General features: G+C 48.4%; 15 protein-coding genes, 1 tRNA gene and 1 pseudogene. 14 read left to right on the top strand and 3 right to left on the bottom strand.

The window, feature by feature from the left end:
• The first annotated feature begins 63 nt into the window (after positions 1–63).
• The 12 genes and pseudogenes from G3I67_RS09845 to G3I67_RS09790 all read left to right on the top strand — a co-directional run bounded on the left by G3I67_RS09845 (position 64) and on the right by G3I67_RS09790 (position 12,232).
• On the top strand, positions 64–1,080 hold the full coding sequence (locus G3I67_RS09845; protein ID WP_163654828.1) for an ABC transporter ATP-binding protein: 1,017 nt from the start codon (positions 64–66) through the stop codon (positions 1,078–1,080).
• Between the two features lie 25 nt (positions 1,081–1,105).
• On the top strand, positions 1,106–2,386 hold the full coding sequence (locus G3I67_RS09840) for an ABC transporter substrate-binding protein (RefSeq protein WP_163654826.1): 1,281 nt from the start codon (positions 1,106–1,108) through the stop codon (positions 2,384–2,386).
• Positions 2,387–2,434: 48 nt separating this feature from the next.
• On the top strand, positions 2,435–3,307 hold the full coding sequence (locus G3I67_RS09835) for a carbohydrate ABC transporter permease (RefSeq protein ID WP_163655195.1): 873 nt from the start codon (positions 2,435–2,437) through the stop codon (positions 3,305–3,307).
• Positions 3,308–3,331: 24 nt separating this feature from the next.
• Positions 3,332–4,180 carry a carbohydrate ABC transporter permease gene (locus tag G3I67_RS09830; protein ID WP_163655192.1) on the top strand — a complete coding sequence of 283 codons (849 nt, stop codon included), beginning with the start codon at positions 3,332–3,334 and terminating at the stop codon, positions 4,178–4,180.
• Positions 4,177–5,031 carry an endonuclease/exonuclease/phosphatase family protein gene (locus tag G3I67_RS09825; protein WP_163654824.1) on the top strand — a complete coding sequence of 285 codons (855 nt, stop codon included), beginning with the start codon at positions 4,177–4,179 and terminating at the stop codon, positions 5,029–5,031. Before G3I67_RS09830 ends, G3I67_RS09825 begins: the two co-directional genes overlap by 4 nt.
• 224 nt (positions 5,032–5,255) lie before the next feature.
• A complete protein-coding gene (locus G3I67_RS09820; protein ID WP_163654822.1) occupies positions 5,256–6,623 on the top strand; it encodes a CmpA/NrtA family ABC transporter substrate-binding protein in 1,368 nt (455 codons plus the stop codon).
• Positions 6,624–6,626: 3 nt separating this feature from the next.
• Complete coding sequence (gene ntrB, locus G3I67_RS09815; protein ID WP_163654820.1) at positions 6,627–7,469, top strand: nitrate ABC transporter permease; 843 nt, start codon at positions 6,627–6,629, stop codon at positions 7,467–7,469.
• Between the two features lie 57 nt (positions 7,470–7,526).
• Positions 7,527–8,342: an ABC transporter ATP-binding protein gene (locus G3I67_RS09810; RefSeq protein WP_163654818.1), complete on the top strand. Its 816-nt coding sequence runs from the start codon at positions 7,527–7,529 to the stop codon at positions 8,340–8,342.
• Positions 8,343–8,391: 49 nt separating this feature from the next.
• Complete coding sequence (cynS, locus tag G3I67_RS09805; protein ID WP_163655190.1) at positions 8,392–8,835, top strand: cyanase; 444 nt, start codon at positions 8,392–8,394, stop codon at positions 8,833–8,835.
• A 152-nt stretch (positions 8,836–8,987) separates the two neighbouring features.
• The gene (locus G3I67_RS09800; protein ID WP_163654816.1) at positions 8,988–9,677 is read left to right on the top strand and encodes a GntR family transcriptional regulator; all 690 of its coding nucleotides are present in this window, start codon (positions 8,988–8,990) and stop codon (positions 9,675–9,677) included.
• 42 nt (positions 9,678–9,719) lie between these two features.
• A pseudogene (locus G3I67_RS09795) lies at positions 9,720–10,982 on the top strand (hydantoinase/carbamoylase family amidase); the annotation flags it as partial.
• Complete coding sequence (locus G3I67_RS09790) at positions 10,979–12,232, top strand: ArgE/DapE family deacylase (RefSeq protein WP_375539313.1); 1,254 nt, start codon at positions 10,979–10,981, stop codon at positions 12,230–12,232. The pseudogene G3I67_RS09795 and the gene G3I67_RS09790, both read left to right, overlap by 4 nt.
• Before the next feature lie 8 nt (positions 12,233–12,240).
• Here the strand turns inward: G3I67_RS09790 and G3I67_RS09785 are convergent, their stop codons facing one another.
• The 3 genes from G3I67_RS09785 to G3I67_RS09775 are packed head-to-tail and all read right to left on the bottom strand — an operon-like array spanning position 12,241 to position 14,932.
• The gene (locus G3I67_RS09785) at positions 12,241–13,206 is read right to left on the bottom strand and encodes a Bug family tripartite tricarboxylate transporter substrate binding protein (RefSeq protein ID WP_163655186.1); all 966 of its coding nucleotides are present in this window, start codon (positions 13,204–13,206) and stop codon (positions 12,241–12,243) included.
• A gap of 49 nt (positions 13,207–13,255) precedes the next feature.
• Complete coding sequence (locus tag G3I67_RS09780; protein ID WP_163654812.1) at positions 13,256–14,056, bottom strand: SDR family NAD(P)-dependent oxidoreductase; 801 nt, start codon at positions 14,054–14,056, stop codon at positions 13,256–13,258.
• Positions 14,057–14,065: 9 nt separating this feature from the next.
• Positions 14,066–14,932, bottom strand: coding sequence for an amidohydrolase family protein (locus G3I67_RS09775; protein WP_163654810.1), 867 nt, complete (start codon positions 14,930–14,932; stop codon positions 14,066–14,068).
• A gap of 216 nt (positions 14,933–15,148) precedes the next feature.
• Here G3I67_RS09775 and G3I67_RS09770 point away from each other — a divergent pair.
• A tRNA-Met gene (locus tag G3I67_RS09770) sits at positions 15,149–15,225 on the top strand.
• A 606-nt stretch (positions 15,226–15,831) separates the two neighbouring features.
• Positions 15,832–16,704 carry an NYN domain-containing protein gene (locus tag G3I67_RS09765; RefSeq protein WP_163654808.1) on the top strand — a complete coding sequence of 291 codons (873 nt, stop codon included), beginning with the start codon at positions 15,832–15,834 and terminating at the stop codon, positions 16,702–16,704.
• The last annotated feature ends 290 nt before the right edge of the window (positions 16,705–16,994 follow it).

The following is a 16,994-nucleotide window of genomic DNA, read 5'->3' as shown; positions in this document are numbered from 1 at the left end:
ATATTTCATTTAATAGTCAAGATTGCCATCTAACAGCGTAGCTCATTAAAAACAATATTATCAATGACAGCGGTCACTTTCGAAAACGTAACCAAACAATGGGACAGCACGACTGCGCTCTATCCGACTAACCTTAGCTTGGCGGCCGGACAGTTTTCCGTGCTGCTTGGGCCATCCGGCTGCGGTAAGACGACGACTCTGCGACTGATTTCAGGTCTGGAGACACCTTCGGCCGGGAAAATCTCGATTTTTGGACAAGATGTGACTCACATCGCGCCGTCGCATCGAGGTGTTTCGATGGTATTCCAGAATTATGCGTTGTTTCCGCATCTGACTGTTGCAGAAAACATTGTTTTCGGCTTACGGGTGAGGGGAGTGTCAAAGTCCGTGATGGCTGACCGCCTCAAGCACGTTCTGGATTTATTGAGCTTGTCCAAGTATAGCGAGCGCAAGCCCGGCCAGTTGTCGGGCGGCCAACAGCAGCGGGTTGCCCTGGCGCGCGCCCTGGTTGCAGATTCCAAGCTATGTCTGATGGATGAACCACTTTCCAATCTGGATGCCCAGTTGCGGCAGGAAATGCGCCATGAGTTAAGAGCATTGCAGCAAAAGCTCGGTCTTTCGGTGGTATACGTCACACACGACCAGACTGAAGCGATGAGCATGGCGGATCGGGTGGTGCTGCTTAAAGATGGTCACATCCAGCAAGTGGCGACACCTTACGAAATTTATCAATCACCCGCCTCGCTTTTTGTCGCACAGTTTATCGGTAGCTCGCGCATGAACATCCTCAAGCTTGACGGCAACAGGATTGCGGGTACGCAGATCGTCTTGAACCCGCCTTTCGGTGCGGTTTCGGTGGGATTGCGTCCGGAAGATATTCGACTCGGTGGGCCATACGAAATGTCTGTCAGTCATACTGAATTTACCGGTGCTGATTTGCTGCTGCATGCGCGCGCCGGTGATCAATTGCTTGCCGTGCGGGCCGATGGCAAGCATGTCCTGGATGAACAGTCGCAAGTGTCGCTTGGCTGGGATCCCTTGCATTTGCATTGGTTTGATGCAAACGGAATGCGTATTTAGTTTTACTTCTATCACTGGAGCTTTTATGAAAAAACTGCTTTCCAATATGTCGGTGCTTGCCGCAGGCTTATGCCTAAGCGCAGCTGCCTTGGCTAAAACCGATATCACGTTTTATTTCCCTGTCGCCGTTGGCGGTCCAATCACTAAAACCATCGATAAATACGCCGCCGACTTTAATCAGCAAAATCCCGATTACAACGTGATTCCGGTTTACTCTGGCACCTATCAGGAAACGATCGTCAAAGTATTGACGGCCCATAAATCCGGCAAGCCGCCTACAGCATCGATCCTGCTTTCGACCGATACTTTTACGCTGGTCGATGAAGATGCGATCGTGCCGATCGACAATTTTGTCAAAACCGATGCCGATCGTGAATGGATGAAGAGTTTTTTCCCTGCCTTTATGTTGAACGGACAGTTTGGCGGTAAAACGTGGGGTGTTCCGTTTCAGCGATCGACAGTCGTGCTTTACTGGAACAAGGAATTGTTTAAGGAAGCCGGTCTTGATCCGAACAAGCCACCACAGAACTGGGCTGACACCATTGAAATGGGCAAAAAGCTGACCAAAAAGGATGCCGCCGGCAACGTGACCCAGTGGGGTATCCAGGTGCCTTCAAGCGGATTCCCGTACTGGCTGTTCCAGGGCTTTAGCACCCAAAACAATGGCATTCTGGCCAATGCAGAAGGCACGCAGGTTAAATATGACGATCCTGCTGTGGTTGAGGCGTTGAGCTATTGGGTTGATTTGTCCAGAAAGTATGGCATTCATCCTCCCGGTGTCGTGGAGTGGGGAACCACGCCGCGAGACTTCATGGAAAAGAAAGCCGCGATGATCTGGACTACAACCGGTAACCTCACAAATATTCGCACCAATGCGAAGTTCGATTTTGGAGTGGCGATGTTGCCTGAAGGTAAGCGTCGTGGATCCCCAACCGGCGGCGGCAATTTCTTCATCTTCAAAAAGGCCTCGGTAGCTGAGCAAGAGGGTGCATATAAGTTCGCCAAATGGTTGACCGAGCCTAAGCGCGCCGCCCAGTGGAGTATCGAGACGGGTTATGTTGCCGTGTCACCGGCTGCTTACGAAACCGATGAGCTCAAGAAGTATGTCGCCGGATTCCCGCAAGCAATCGTTGCGCGTGATCAGTTGCCTTTTGCTGTTGCAGAGTTGTCGACGCACGACAATCAGCGCGTCACAAAAGCGCTGAATGACGGCTTGCAGGCGGCTTTGACAGGCGCTAAAACGCCTGCGCAGGCTATGAAGGATGCTCAGGCAGAGGCCAATCGTCTGCTGCGTTCTTATAAATAAGACTTGTATCAAAAAGGCGGCACCGGCTGATCGGTGCCGCGCCATATGATGAATCGCGATTTACGAACTATTCAGGCCTATTTGTTGTTGCTTCCCGCCATGGTTTTATTGGTGGGATTTACGCATTATCCGGCCGTCGCGACGTTGATCGATAGTTTTATGTCGACTCCGCGCGGAACACGTCCATCCGTGTATGTCGGTCTGGAAAATTATCAGGTGATGCTGGACGATCCGATTTTCTGGAAGTCGGTCAAGAATAATCTCTGGTTCGCGCTGGCGACGATTCCTGCCTCGATCGGGTTGTCCATCGCAATGGCATTATGGGTGAATGACAAAATCGCAGGCCGGCAATTTTTACGCATGTCATATTTTTTGCCCACTGTGCTGCCTATGATCGCGGTGGCAAATATCTGGATTTTTTTCTATACCCCCGGCTATGGGTTGATCAACCAGGTACTCGGACTATTTGGCGCACAAAGCCGTAATTGGTTGGGCGATCCCGATCTAGCGCTGGGTGCGGTAACGGTCGTGGCTATTTGGAAAGAAGCCGGATTTTTCATGATTTTTTATTTGGCAGCCTTACAGTCGTTAAGTCCGAGTTATAAAGAGGCCGCCAATATCGAAGGTGCCAGCGCCTGGTATTTTTTCAGAAAAATTCAGTGGCCTTTGTTGATGCCGACGACAATCTTTGTATTGGTAAACGCATTGATCAATGCATTCAGGATGGTCGATCATATCTTTGTGATGACCAAGGGCGGTCCGGATAACGCATCTTCGCTGATTCTGTTTTATTTGTACGAGGTTGGCTTCAAGTTTTGGGATCAGGGACTGGCCTCTGCATTGACAGTTGTTCTGTTGTTGATTTTGGCCTCAATCGGTTTGTTTCAGTTTTTCGTGCTTGATCGTAAAACGCACTACTAATGAAATGATGTTTCACTCATGGCGATGACTCTTTCTCCATCTGCGGCAGTCAATCGGGGCAAACCATCTGCCGTGTGGCCCTGGTTGTCAACCTGTGCCGCCTGGTTGCTTGCGCTACTGTGGATTATGCCTTTGCTTTATTCGCTTTGGGCAGCGATTCATCCATCCGAGTTTGCAACCCGCTTCGTGCCGGATGCTCCTCTGACGATGGCTAATTTTGTTGCGGCTTGGAACGCAGCTCCGTTTGCGCGTTATTTTTTAAATACGACGATTCTCGTCACGGGTATTCTGGCGATCCAGTTGGTTGTTTGTACTTTGGCGGCCTATGCTTTTGCGCGATACAGATTTCTTGGTAAAAACATTTTATTTTCGCTGGTGTTGATTCAACTGATGGTGATGCCGGAGATTCTGATTGTGCGCAATTATCAGACCTTGAATCATTTGGGTCTGGTTGATACCTTGTTCGGCATGGGGCTGCCATATTTTGCGTCTGCGTTTGCGATATTTCTGTTGCGACAAACCTTCAAGACTATTCCGGGCGAGCTTGTGGAGGCTGCGGTGATGGAAGGAGCCAGTGCATTGCAAGTGCTTCGACACGTCTATATTCCTCTCGCTAAGCCGGTGTATTTGGCATTTTCGCTTGTCTCGGTTAGTTATCACTGGAACAACTTTCTCTGGCCGCTGGTGGTGAGCAATTCTGTTCAGTCCCGACCTTTAACTGTTGGTTTGCAGGTTTTTTCTTCCACCGATCAAGGAATTGACTGGTCCATCATCACTGCCGCCACGTTACTGACATCGGCTCCTTTATTGATTGGTTTCCTGATTTTTCAACGTCAATTCGTTCAGTCTTTCATGCGCGCGGGGATCAAATGAAAATCGTTACCTGGAATACGCAATGGTTCAAAGGCCTGGATGAGGTCGTTTCAGTTGAGCGTGTTTTACGCGTCGCGCGAGAGCTAGCCGACTATGACGTGATTTGTATGCAAGAGGTTGCAGTCAATTATCCTGCTCTAAGCGGCCTGACAGATATGGACCAGCCTGCAAAGGTTCAACAGTTGCTGCCTGGATTTCAGGTTTATTTCAGCGCGGCGATCGATGAATTGTCGCCTTGCGGGTCCTATCGACAGAAATTCGGCAACCTGATTGCCACCAGGCTTGCGGTTAAGTCCATCGAGCATGTGCCATTGCCTTATCCGAACCCAGTGATTTCAGATCCGACGCCCAGCATGCAAAGAATCTGCCAGGTGATGACGGTGCAGGCGCCATGGGGGCCGGTCAGAATCATGACTACGCATCTCGAGTATTACAGCCAGGTGATGAGACATGCGCAGGCGGTTGCTTGCCGAGACTTGCACTTACAAGGTTGCGCACTAGCGGATTTTCCGTCAGTAACCGAGGAGGGTACGCCTTATCAACCCAAGCCCTTGACTACTGATACTGTCCTTTGTGGTGATTTCAATTTTGAGCAGGGCAGTGTCGAGCATGCAGATATGATACGACCACATCCCGTGCATTCGCTTCACAATGCCTGGAATGTGCTCAATGCAGGGGCACCACATCCTGCGACTTTCCGCATTTATGACCGAAAGTATGGTCCCGAACCGGTTGGTTGCGACTTCTTTTTTGTCAGCGAATCACTTAAGCATAGAGTAAAACGTTTCGCTGTTGATCAAGGAACCAAGGTGTCCGATCATCAACCGGTGATGCTTGAGCTTGGCGAATAATTCTCATGCCGAAAGACCGAGCGTGCAAAAGAACTTTGTTTGCCCGCAAGTGGTGCGAATTGAATTCTAACTAATCAAGGAGTGCACACTAAAGGTGCATTGAGTTGATTTGTGCATGCAGGGTTGCGTGCAATCCTGTATACCGCTGCGTATTTAGGTGATCTGATCAACCTGGCACGGTACTTGCGTATACCCCAATATCTATTTCAAAAGGGGTGCGTGCCATGTCGATTTTTTCAAATCCATTTGATTCCAATATTCGTCTTCGTTGTGCTTGTGGCCAGCATGCAAGCGATGCGGAGCATCAGAAGAGTCTGATCGAATCGAACATTTCTTCAGAAGAAAATCGGTTTTCACGCATTGTCGAGCAGGGTGTCATGCGAGCACTATTTCCGCAAGATGCAATGCGCCGTCGCTTTTTACAGGCGGTCGGTACGCCGACCGCGATGGCGGCTATCTCAACGGTGTTTCCGTTGGCTGTCGCCAAAGAAGCATTCGCACAGTCGAGTGCCAAGCTGGAAAAAACTTCACTGAAAGTCGGATTCATACCGATCACCTGTGCTACACCAATCATCATGGCCGACCCGATGGGTTTTTACAAAAAGCAGGGCTTGCATGTAGAAGTCGTGAAAACAGCCGGTTGGGCAGTGATACGCGATAAGGCGCTAAATAAAGAATACGACGCTGCGCATATGTTGTCACCTATGCCGATCGCCATGTCACTTGGGATAGGGGCGAGTGCTACGCCATTTGCGGTCTCAGCTATCGAGAATATCAATGGTCAGGCCATCACGCTTGCCGTTAAACACAAAGATAAGCGTAATCCAAAGGATTGGAAAGGATTCAAGTTGGCAGTTCCTTTCGATTATTCGATGCACAACTACTTGCTGCGTTATTACTTGGCTGAAAATGGCTTGGATCCGGATCGTGATGTGCAGATCCGTGTTGTGCCTCCACCTGAAATGGTTGCCAATTTGCGTGCAGACAATATTGATGGATTCTTAGCCCCCGATCCTGTTAATCAGCGTGCCGTTTACGATGGAGTTGGCTTTATTCATCTTTTATCCAAAGAACTTTGGGATGGACATCCTTGTTGCGCGTTCGCGGCGAGTAAGGAGTTTGTCACCACAAATCCGAATACCTACGCAGCATTGCTACGTGCACTGGTTGAGGCCACCGCCTATGCGCAAAAAACAGAAAATCGAAAGGAAATTGCTGCCGCGATTTCAACGCCCAACTATCTAAATCAGCCGCTCACCGTAGTTGAGCAGGTGCTGACCGGCACCTATGCGGATGGTCTGGGAAGCGTCAAGAAAGTACCTGATCGTGTTGGATTTGATCCGTTTCCCTGGGAGTCATTTGCGGTATGGATCATGACGCAGATGCAACGCTGGGGTCAATTGAAAACCGAAATCGATTATCAAAAGGTCGCGAGCGAAATATTTTTAGCAACAGATGCGAAGCGTTTGATGGAACAGGCCGGATTGGTGCCGCCAAGTGCCACCACCAAAAGCTTTGTGATTATGGGAAAAACATTCGATCCGGCTAAGCCTAAAGAGTATCTGAATGGTTTTGGTATCAAGCGGAGTTGAGTCATGTTGAAAAGTGAAAAATTGCGTTCGTTTCTATTGTCTTTGTTGATTTTCGTCATTTTTATTTCGGTATGGCAGGTTGCCTCAATGCCATCGAGTGGCACACAAATTGTCGATGATGAATATGCCAAGCTAGTTGGTGCTGCAGCATCCACGGGACAAAAGTCTGCATTTCCGGCACCACTCGAAGTTGGAAAGAAATTGTTTGAACAGCTATCCGATCCATTCTATGACAAGGGCGCAAACGACAAGGGTATCGGGATTCAATTGGCGTGGTCAGTTGCACGGGTGGCTCTGGGATTTGGTTTTGCAGCGGTTGTTGCGATACCGTTTGGATTTGTGATCGGCATGTCAAAAGTGATCTTTGATGCGCTTGATCCTTTTATCCAGTTGCTCAAACCGATTTCACCCTTGGCCTGGATGCCTTTGGCATTGTTCACATTGAAAGATTCCGGCGTATCGGCGATTTTCGTTATTTTCATTTGCTCGGTGTGGCCAATGTTGATCAATACCGCCTTTGGTGTTGCGGCTGTCCGAAAAGAGTGGATCGACGTGGCGCGCACGCTTGAAGTATCTCCTTTACGTAAAGCCTTTTGGGTGATCTTGCCTGCCGCGGCGCCAACCATCATGACCGGGATGCGGATTTCGATCGGAATCGCCTGGCTTGTCATAGTCGCTGCCGAGATGCTGGTGGGCGGTACTGGAATTGGTTACTTCGTGTGGAATGAGTGGAACAACCTTTCGATCTCGAACATTCTGGTGGCGGTGTTTCTAATCGGTGTGATCGGGATGTTGCTCGATATGGGATTCGCCCGATTACAGAAATACGTAACCTATAAATATTGATACATCCGATATCGCATCAACACGATAGTTAAAGAATTCATCAGACAGGACGACAGCATGACAGAATCAAAATTCACTGAGAATTTTATTCAAATTCAAGGATTGCGTAAGGCGTATCCAAAAGCGAACGGAACGGACGAACTGATTGTTTTCAACAATGTGAACTTTGAAATATCGCGTGGCGATTTTGTGTGCATTATTGGTCATTCGGGTTGCGGCAAGACAACGATTCTGAATGTGCTAGCCGGTCTTGAAGAACCGACAGACGGTCATGCCTTTATCGATGGTCGCGAAATCAAAGGACCTAGCTTGGATCGAGGTGTTGTGTTCCAGTCGCATGCTCTCATGCCCTGGATGACAGTGAGGGGCAATATCGCCTTTGCTGTCAAATCTAAATGGCCGGATTGGACAAAAAAACAAATCGACCAGCATGTGCAACAGTTTATAGACATGGTTCACTTGCAAGGTTCGGAGGATAAGAAACCTTCAGAATTGTCGGGAGGCATGAAGCAGCGAGTGGGCATCGCTAGGGCATTCGCAATCCAGCCCAAGATGTTATTGCTTGACGAGCCGTTTGGTGCATTGGATGCACTGACTCGCGGCAACATCCAGGATGAGTTGGTTGGCATAGTCAGAAGGACACAGCAAACGGTTTTCATGATCACGCACGACGTGGATGAGGCTATTTTGCTATCGGACAAGATTTTTCTGATGAGCAATGGGCCCCGCGCCGTTCTGGCTGAAATCGTCGAAAACCCGCTATCAAAAGATCGCACGCGCACGACGATGCACCATGAACCTGATTTCTACAAGTTACGCAATCATTTGATTGATTTTTTGGTTCATCGGTCAAAGACCTATGCCGCGGCATGATTTTTAAAAGGAGCTAAACATGGCAACTAATCGTTCAGTAACAAAACCAATGACCCGTGAAGATGTAACGGATCTGATTTATTACACAAAAGTTCAGAAAGGAATCAAATGGGCTGATGTCGCCGGTAAGGTCAAATTATCCAAGGAATGGGTGACTGCGGCATGCATGGGTCAGATGACATTGAACAAACAGCAAGCTACGATTGTCGGAAAGATTTTTTCTTTGCCCCCAGAGGCGATTGCATTACTTCAGGCCGTTCCTTACAAGGGGTCGTTGCCTACGGCAGTACCTACCGATCCTCTGATTTATCGCTGGTACGAAATGATCAACGTATACGGGACCACAATCAAAGAACTCATCCATGAAGAGTTTGGCGATGGCATCATGAGTGCGATTGATTTTTCGATGGATATCAAGCGAGAGCCTGATCCCAAAGGTGATCGAGTCAATGTGGTATTGTCCGGTAAGTTTTTGCCATATAAAACTTATTGATTTCAATGAGTTATAGCGATCGGGTTTTCCCTATCGCTATTTTCAAATATTTTGTATACGATTTTGTATACAAATTTTATCTTTAGGATTGTCATAATGAAATCCAAATTGAAACAGATTCTCTCTTTCATTCATGTTTAGATGTGCTTGAGATGGTTAAAGAAAATGTCAGTGTGACCGATAAAGTCGCAGCAGCCATCACTGATGCAATTATTCAGCATCGACTTGTTGCTGGCACCAAATTGGTCGAACAAAGCCTGGCTACGATGTTTGGGGTATCACGCACGATTGTGAGGCAGGCATTGATTAGGCTGGAGCGTGAAAAACTGATCAAGCTCGAACCCGCCAAAGGTGCTTCTGTCGCTACGCCATCGGTTGAAGAAACGCGCCAGATTTTTGCAACACGAAGACTCATCGAAATTCCGATGATCAGGGAGTTTGTTCGAAACGCACGCCCAGGTGATATAAGACAATTAAGTAATCATCTGCAAAAGGAGCAGAGCGCATGTCAGTATGTGGATGTGCGAGGCCGCACAAGAATGTTGGCAGATTTTCATGTTCAGATCGCCATGATGACCGGCAATCTGGTTTTGGCAGAACTCTTATCTCAACTCGTGTCCAGAACATCGCTTGCGGCAATGCTGTATCAGACGAATTTTTCGGCGCAACATTCTTCAAACGAACATCTTGAATTACTTGCGGCGATCGAGGCTAAACAAGTCGATCTGGCTGGAGAGTTGATGGATCAACATCTGCGCAACGTTGAGGCCAGTTTGCAACTGGATTCTGCCTTGACGGATATGCGCCTGGCTTTGTTGCCTGAAGATGTGGCGCACCAATAGGAATCAATCTATATGAAATCTAAAGATTCGGAGAAAAGCGCAGGTCGAATGATTCTAGACTGGTCGGATCTGCTCGCACGTTTTAGCGAACCAGAATGGGCCGAAAAAGATCAATTGACTGTTACGTATTTGACGGGTGCTCATCTTGATTGCGCGCAATTTCTCGAAAGCTTGATGCGTGAAGTCGGTTTCGATGAGGTATCGCGAGATGCTGTCGGAAATGTAGTCGGACTGTATCGTGCCGCAACTACCGAATCGACGGTTTCGACTGTTCCCATCTTGTTGACAGGATCCCATTACGACACGGTGCGCAATGGCGGTAAATTTGATGGCCGGTTAGGTATTTTTGTTCCAATCGCCTGCGTGGCGCAACTTGTGCGTGACAAACGACGTTTACCATTTCATCTTGAGGTCGTTGGATTTGCCGAGGAAGAAGGACAGCGCTTTTCCGCTACCTTTCTGGCTTCGGGCGCGTTGACCGGTTCGTTTAAGCCGGAATGGCTAGAGCAAACCGATCGCAACGGTGTCACTATGCGTCAGGCGATGATTGATGCAGGTTTGCCGGGCGATTTAATGGCAATACAAGCCCTTAAACGAGATCAATCCAAATACCTTGGTTTTATCGAGGTGCATATCGAACAAGGTCCCGTACTGGTCGAAAAGGGCTTGCCGCTTGGTGTGGTCACCTCTATCAATGCCGGATTGCGCGCTACCTGTCATATAGTCGGTCGAGCCGAGCACGCTGGCACAACACCTATGCATATGCGCGAGGATGCTTTACTGGCAGCGGCCGAAATCAGTCTGATGGCTGAAAAGCGTGCTTTGGCTGATGGAGACTCAGTGGCAACTGTAGGACAAATGCAGGTGCCTGGCGGATCGATCAATGTGGTTCCGGGCCAGTGTGATTTCACGCTTGACATGCGGGCGCCAACGGATGCGCAACGCGACGCCTTGGTATCGGATATTTTCGAACAGGCAACATTAATCGCGAAACGTAGAAACGTTAGTTTTGAGCACGAAGTGATTATGAAAGCATCGGCTGCACCTTCCGATCCAGTATGGCAGTCGCGTTGGGAGAAGGCTGTGCAATCGCTTGATATTCCTGTTTTCAAACTCAACAGTGGCGCAGGTCACGACGCCATGAAATTGCATGAAATCATGCCGCAAGCTATGTTGTTTGTGCGTGGAGGCAATCGTGGCATCAGTCACAATCCGCTCGAGATCATCTCTGCTGAAGATGCCGATCTTGCTGTGCAAGCATTTTCTCGTTTAATCAATGATTTATCCGACGAACTCTCCAAATGACTATGAACCAGAACAATCAAACCGAACTTTATGGAAAATTGGATCAATGGATCGATGCGCATTTTGATGAGCAGATTCAGTTTTTACAATCTCTGATCAGTGTGCCGACCGATACGCCTCCCGGCAACAATACGCCACATGCATTGCACACCTCCAAATTACTAGCGGCTTACGATATGACTGCCGAACCTTGCGCGGTGCCAGATGCCGAAGTCAAAGCTGCCGGAATGGAGTCCATCACGAATCTCATCGTCCGACGTCAATATGCTGATGGCGGCAAAGTGCTTGCTCTGAACGCGCACGGCGATGTCGTTCCTCCGGGAGAGGGCTGGACGTATCCGCCTTATTCAGGCGAAATACATGATGGCAAGCTTTACGGACGTGCCGCTGCCGTTAGTAAATGTGATTTCTCGACCTATGTGTTTGCGGTGCGTGCGCTTGAGGCCATGGGTGTGCCGTTAAAGGGACGAATCGAATTACAGTTCACTTATGACGAAGAATTCGGCGGCGAATTAGGGCCGGGTTGGTTGCTTAAGAATAATCTCACCAAACCCGATTTGGCCATTGCGGCTGGATTCAGTTATCAGATCGTCACGGCACACAACGGATGCCTGCAACTCGAATTGACCGTGCATGGCAAGATGGGACACGCTGCTGTTCCCACCTCCGGCGTAGATGCTCTGCAGGCTGCGGTCAAAATTATGAATGCCCTGTACCAGTTGAACGATGAATACAAATCGGTCAAAAGCAAAGTGCCAGGCATTAATCATCCTTACATTAATATTGGTTTGATCGAAGGCGGAACCAATACCAATGTGATCCCCGGCAAAGTAGTGATCAAACTGGATCGTCGTATGATTCCCGAGGAGGATCCGACAGTCGTCGAACAAAGCATTCGCGAAACGATCGATCAAGTGTGGAAGACGATTCCCGGCGTGAAGGTTGAAACGCGCCGAATCCTGTTGGCACGCGCTTTAAAACCCCTCCCGGGTAGTGATGCCCTCGTGTCCTCATTGAAACAACATGCCGAACATCTGTTTGGACAAAAAATCGAGGCCTGTGGTACGCCACTTTATGCCGACGCCCGCTTGTATTGCGAAGCAGGTATCCCGGTCGTGATGTATGGTGCCGGACCCCGTACGGTCGAAGAAAGTCACGCCAAACAACCGGATGAAAGACTTGACCTGGAAGACCTACGTCGCGCGACTAAAGTGATCGCACGAACATGTGCGGATTTGATAGTGGAATAAAACCCGATTTATTCCGGCTTAATATTTTTGTCCTTGATGAGTTTTGCCCATTTGGCTGAATCTTTTTTCAGCAGATCTGCCAACTCTTGCGGTGTCGAGCTGGCGGGGAGGGTGCCTGAATTCAATAGTCTCTGTTTAACAGCATCGTTGGTCAGTGTTTTGACCAACGCTTGTTGAATTTTGCTGATTTCGGCCGGTGGTGTACCTTTTGTCGTGAAGATCGCGTACCAATTATCGGAGTCGACCCCGTTAATGCCGATCTCCTTGAACGTCTTTACGTCCGGCAATAAAGGGTGACGCGCATCTGCTGCCATTGCGATTGGCTTCAATTTTCCAGCACGGACATTGTTGATCAATCCGGGCACATCGCCAAAAAATGCATCCACATGACCTGCCATGACATCCGTGATGGCAGGAGCAGCGCCTTTATAAGGCACGTCCATTAACTGGGCTTTTGTGGCATCGGCCAATAATGCCGATGCAAGATGAGGCACGCTTCCGGTGCCGGACGAAGCCATGGTTGTGCGCTGTTTTTTTGCGTTTTCCACGAAATCTTTGGGGCCTGTTGCCGGATTGGACGGATTGACAACTAGTAGTTCGTCATTGCGAGCGACAAGGGAAATTGGTGCCAGATCCTTTTGCGGATCGTATGGAAGTTTTGGGTACAAAGCGGGATTAATCGCGACTGCCCCTACACTTGTGAACCAAATCACGGATCCGTCAGGAGGTGACTTGATAATAAAGTCAGCAGCGATGATGCCATTGCCACCGGGTTTGTTTTCCACGATGATTGTTTGTCCGAGTTCTTTCCCAAGCGTTTCGCTGATGCTACGCGCTACAAAATCTACGGGTCCACCAGGCGGAAACGCGACAATCATGCGTGTCGTTTTTTGTTGAGCCATTGCACCGAGGGCTGCAAGTGATAGACATCCCGCTGAGATCGACGTGATGACGACTCGTAGCGTTTTGTGCATCATCGAACAATCAAATTTGCGTGCAATCATTTTGCCTCACCTTCAGATTCTAGCCGCAGCGTACAGACATTCCGCCATCCACGACAATTTCAGTGCCAGTTATGAAGCGCGCCTCATCTGAGGCAAGATATAACGCAGCGTTCGCAGTATCACGCCCATCACCCATAAAGGGTAGGGGTATCCGTGCCTGGCGTTGTTCCAAAAGTTTTTCGACATCACCGCCGGCACGTTGTCCTGCAAGACGCACCTCTACCATCGGTGTGTGCAATTGACCAGGTACGACTGTATTGACGCGTATCCCTTTCTTTGCGTATTGAATTGCAATGACCTTCGACATCTGAATGACGCCGGCCTTGGTTGCGGCATAAGCGACTTGTGCCGATCCTGTCCAGCGTATCCCAGAGGTGGATGCCATGTTGACGATTGCTCCGCTTCCTTGCGCTTCCATGATCGGTAGCACATGCTTGCAGGCGAGAAATACGCTTTTGAGATTGGTGTCGACCTGCGAATCCCAAACATCTTCAGACATTTCCACTGGCCCACCCGCTGCAGATCCGCCGACGTTGTTAACCAGAATATCAATACGTCCAAATTTTTTTACGCAAGTCGCTACGGTGTCGATGATGCTTTGATGTTTGGTCACGTCGCAAAATCCGGTCTCGATTTCACCACCGCAAGCGCGAACTTTTTCAATGGTTTCCTGCATTCGCTCAAGCTTGAAATCTACGCCAAAAATTTTCGCGCCTTCCTCTGCAAATCTTGTTGCGATCGCTCGACCATTGCCCCAGCCCGGTCCAACCGAACCTGCGCCGATGATCAATGCGACTTTCCCTTCAATGCGACCGGCCATGGCGAATCCTCAGGCTGTAAAGCGATATAAGCGTTGTGGATTGTCCACCATGATCTGATGCAAAATATCGGGCTTAGGCGCGATCTTTGCCAATGAATCGACCAACATACCGTCATCTGGAATATGCGTGTGATTCGGATGAGGCCAATCGGTACCCCAAATACATTTTTCGGTGAAATTGCGCACCAAATAGCGGGCGAATTCGATTCCGAGCTTGTACGGTGGCTGAGAGTCTATTCGATCGATGCCGCTGACCTTGACCATGAAGCCAGGCTGGTCGAGCAGGCGACAATAATCTTGAAAATATTCGTGCTCAATGCCAAGCTTTGCATCAACACGACCCATGTGATCCATGACAATTGGTACGGGTGATTCTTTCAGAATCGGCATGAGTTCTTTTGCATACATAGCATGTAACTGTACTTGTATGTGCATGCCAAGGGGCGCAAGGCGTTTACTTAGTGCGATGATTTCCTGAGGCGTTTCATCCACAGCTTGGCCTGGCATGAAATGAAACCGCACCCCCCTGAATCCGGCTGCTGCCAAACGCTTGAGTTCGGTATCCGATACATCGACTTTAACCAGCGCAACGCCTAGGTAACGGCCCGGTGCAGCACGCATTGCATCCTCAACCACGCTATTGTCCAGTCCATGGATTAGCGTATTGACAATGACGCATCGATCGATACCCAGTTTTTTATGCAATGCAAACAATGCCTCCTTTGGCGCATCTACTGGCGTAAAGCTGCGGGTAGGTGCGTAAGGGAATTGTTTTGCGGGACCGAAAATATGAACATGCGAGTCGCAAGATCCCGCCGGTAGTTTTAATTTGGTTGACGATGGGTCGGGCATGTACGTGAGGATGGGGGCAGTCATTCTTGTGTTGTCCCTTTTGTTCTTGGCTTTATAGTCAATTCTGATGTTTTATCGATTCATTTTGACATGCGGCGCACTTGGCGCAACACCTTTGTACGCTACTGCGGAACAGTAAAAAAAGTGCTAGAATCGCTGTCTTCGATGGTTTTGTAATTTTTTTGCCTTTTGGGGCATGAAATTAAAGCAAAACTTAAGAATTGTGTGTCACATGCACACGGCGCATTAGCTCAGCCGGTTAGAGCGACGGAATCATAATCCGCAGGTCCCCTGTTCGAATCAGGGATGCGCCACCAAAAATACCAAGGGTCTCAAGGCAGAAATGCTTTGAGACCCTCTTATTTTGCTGGTTACATAAAATAAACCTAGTATTCATGAGGCTCTCTAGCGATTTTGAATGACGGTTTTTAAACGGCTCAAATCCTGTGTAACCACTATGTAACCCAATTCGATAAATGTAAATCACATTGCCTAGCGCCTTTCATATTGGCGAGTCACCCAAACCTTCTACCGGTAGTGTCTGTCTTCGTGCCGGTCGCGCCTCAACTTGCCTCTGTCGTCGTGGACTATTGATAAGGGGGCTGGTGAAAAGTCTGTGAGCCTGTAAATCCTAGACCGCCATCCAAGACAGTCAGAGATTTTTTCCCTTTTTTTCAAAAGGAATTCAAATATTGGCTATTTGCTATGCAATTTTTCCTTATGTAGGCGCTGTGCAGGTTTCGCCGAACATAGCTGATTGTTGTAAACCAATTTAGTTGACTGGCGTTGCTTTAAGTTGTAATCTTTGAGTCCACTGCAGTGATGCGGTGTTTTACATTGGTGCCCAAAAGCACCTATACCATTGGTGTCCAAAAACACCTTACGAGGGCGCTTAGGCGCCCTTTTTACTTTCTGGCGCAATTATGAACCGTATTGCTGTACTTTTAGACGCTGGTTATTTTCGGGTTCAAGTAGGGAACCTAATTGAAGGGGAATACACTGCCCGTTCTAAGGTTCAAATTGACTATCCTGCGCTTAGAAACAGGATGATTCAAGAAATTGAACGCCAAATTCCAGCTAGCCACCTGCTTAGAGTCTATTGGTACGACGGTCCAGGTCAAAATGGAAAGACAAAAGAACATGAGGCTATAGACCAACTTGACGATTTCAAGCTCCGTTTAGGAACTAGAAATGGCACTGGTCAGCAAAAGGGTGTCGACGGTTTAATAATTGCGGACCTAATTAGCCTGACTCAACAGCGCGCAATAACCCATGCAGTATTGTTATCTGGTGATTCGGATATAGCACCAGGTGTCATAGCAGCACAAGGCATGGGGTTGCGAGTGCACTTGCTAAGTATTGGGTCCTCAAAAGCAACGTCTCCAATCTTGGCAGCGGAAGTTGACCTAAAGCGAGCATGGAGTGCTAGCGATGTTCAGACATTTGCGAAACTTAGCACCACGTCAACGCCTAAAACTTCAGAATTTTCCGGACAAACTGTAACAACAGGGCAAGGCGCTATTGTAAAAACACCACCGGTAGATTTAATTCCATCCGAAACAGGCAAATCTTCCAGAATCACCGCTGATGATTTAGCTCGGGATGCAATGACGAAAATTAAGTCCGGACCTAATGCAAATCAATTGCTTGCATTAAATAAAACAACCAAGCGCATTCCAAAAGAAATTGATACTGAATTATTAACATCTGCACGTGGGCACTACAACAGAAGCCTGACGGAATCTGAAAAAACAGATTTAAGACGCGCATTTCGTGCTCAGTTACCCGCTCTTTGAGAAATAGCCAAATCCCTAGTCCCTGCGAAATGCCCAACGTTTTGTGCTGGTGCCATTTGATGAATTCATTTGATGCTTTTATAGAGGAAAGTAACTATTTTCCCTATAAGCGTCGTTTGATTCTTTTTGAATAAATCTTTTATAGGGGAAAATAATCTGCGCGGTAACGGTCCGGTTAATACCGTCTTTTTATTAGTGCACTAAATCTTCAAAATAGGTCCCCACGTAAACTTAAATGGGGACTTAACTTGGATGACACTAAGCCCGAGCCTTTACCGCCCGCCAAACGG

Origin of the sequence: Sheuella amnicola (assembly GCF_010499255.1) — a bacterium.
GTDB classification, from domain to species: domain Bacteria; phylum Pseudomonadota; class Gammaproteobacteria; order Burkholderiales; family Burkholderiaceae_B; genus Zwartia; species Zwartia amnicola.
Note: the sequence above shows the minus strand (reverse complement) of the source record. Positions and strands in the feature narration are given on the sequence as shown.

Coding starts and splice junctions, on each gene's coding strand:
- G3I67_RS09845 (WP_163654828.1), top strand. CDS start 64: ATGACAGCGGTCACTTTCGAAAACGTAACCAAACAATGGGACAGCACG.
- G3I67_RS09810 (WP_163654818.1), top strand. CDS start 7,527: ATGACAGAATCAAAATTCACTGAGAATTTTATTCAAATTCAAGGATTG.
- G3I67_RS09800 (WP_163654816.1), top strand. CDS start 8,988: ATGGTTAAAGAAAATGTCAGTGTGACCGATAAAGTCGCAGCAGCCATC.
- G3I67_RS09785 (WP_163655186.1), bottom strand. CDS start 13,206: ATGCACAAAACGCTACGAGTCGTCATCACGTCGATCTCAGCGGGATGT.
- G3I67_RS09775 (WP_163654810.1), bottom strand. CDS start 14,932: ATGACTGCCCCCATCCTCACGTACATGCCCGACCCATCGTCAACCAAA.
- cynS (WP_163655190.1), top strand. CDS start 8,392: ATGACCCGTGAAGATGTAACGGATCTGATTTATTACACAAAAGTTCAG.
- G3I67_RS09835 (WP_163655195.1), top strand. CDS start 2,435: ATGAATCGCGATTTACGAACTATTCAGGCCTATTTGTTGTTGCTTCCC.
- G3I67_RS09765 (WP_163654808.1), top strand. CDS start 15,832: ATGAACCGTATTGCTGTACTTTTAGACGCTGGTTATTTTCGGGTTCAA.
- ntrB (WP_163654820.1), top strand. CDS start 6,627: ATGTTGAAAAGTGAAAAATTGCGTTCGTTTCTATTGTCTTTGTTGATT.
- G3I67_RS09820 (WP_163654822.1), top strand. CDS start 5,256: ATGTCGATTTTTTCAAATCCATTTGATTCCAATATTCGTCTTCGTTGT.
- G3I67_RS09790 (WP_375539313.1), top strand. CDS start 10,979: ATGACTATGAACCAGAACAATCAAACCGAACTTTATGGAAAATTGGAT.
- G3I67_RS09830 (WP_163655192.1), top strand. CDS start 3,332: ATGACTCTTTCTCCATCTGCGGCAGTCAATCGGGGCAAACCATCTGCC.
- G3I67_RS09780 (WP_163654812.1), bottom strand. CDS start 14,056: ATGGCCGGTCGCATTGAAGGGAAAGTCGCATTGATCATCGGCGCAGGT.
- G3I67_RS09825 (WP_163654824.1), top strand. CDS start 4,177: ATGAAAATCGTTACCTGGAATACGCAATGGTTCAAAGGCCTGGATGAG.
- G3I67_RS09840 (WP_163654826.1), top strand. CDS start 1,106: ATGAAAAAACTGCTTTCCAATATGTCGGTGCTTGCCGCAGGCTTATGC.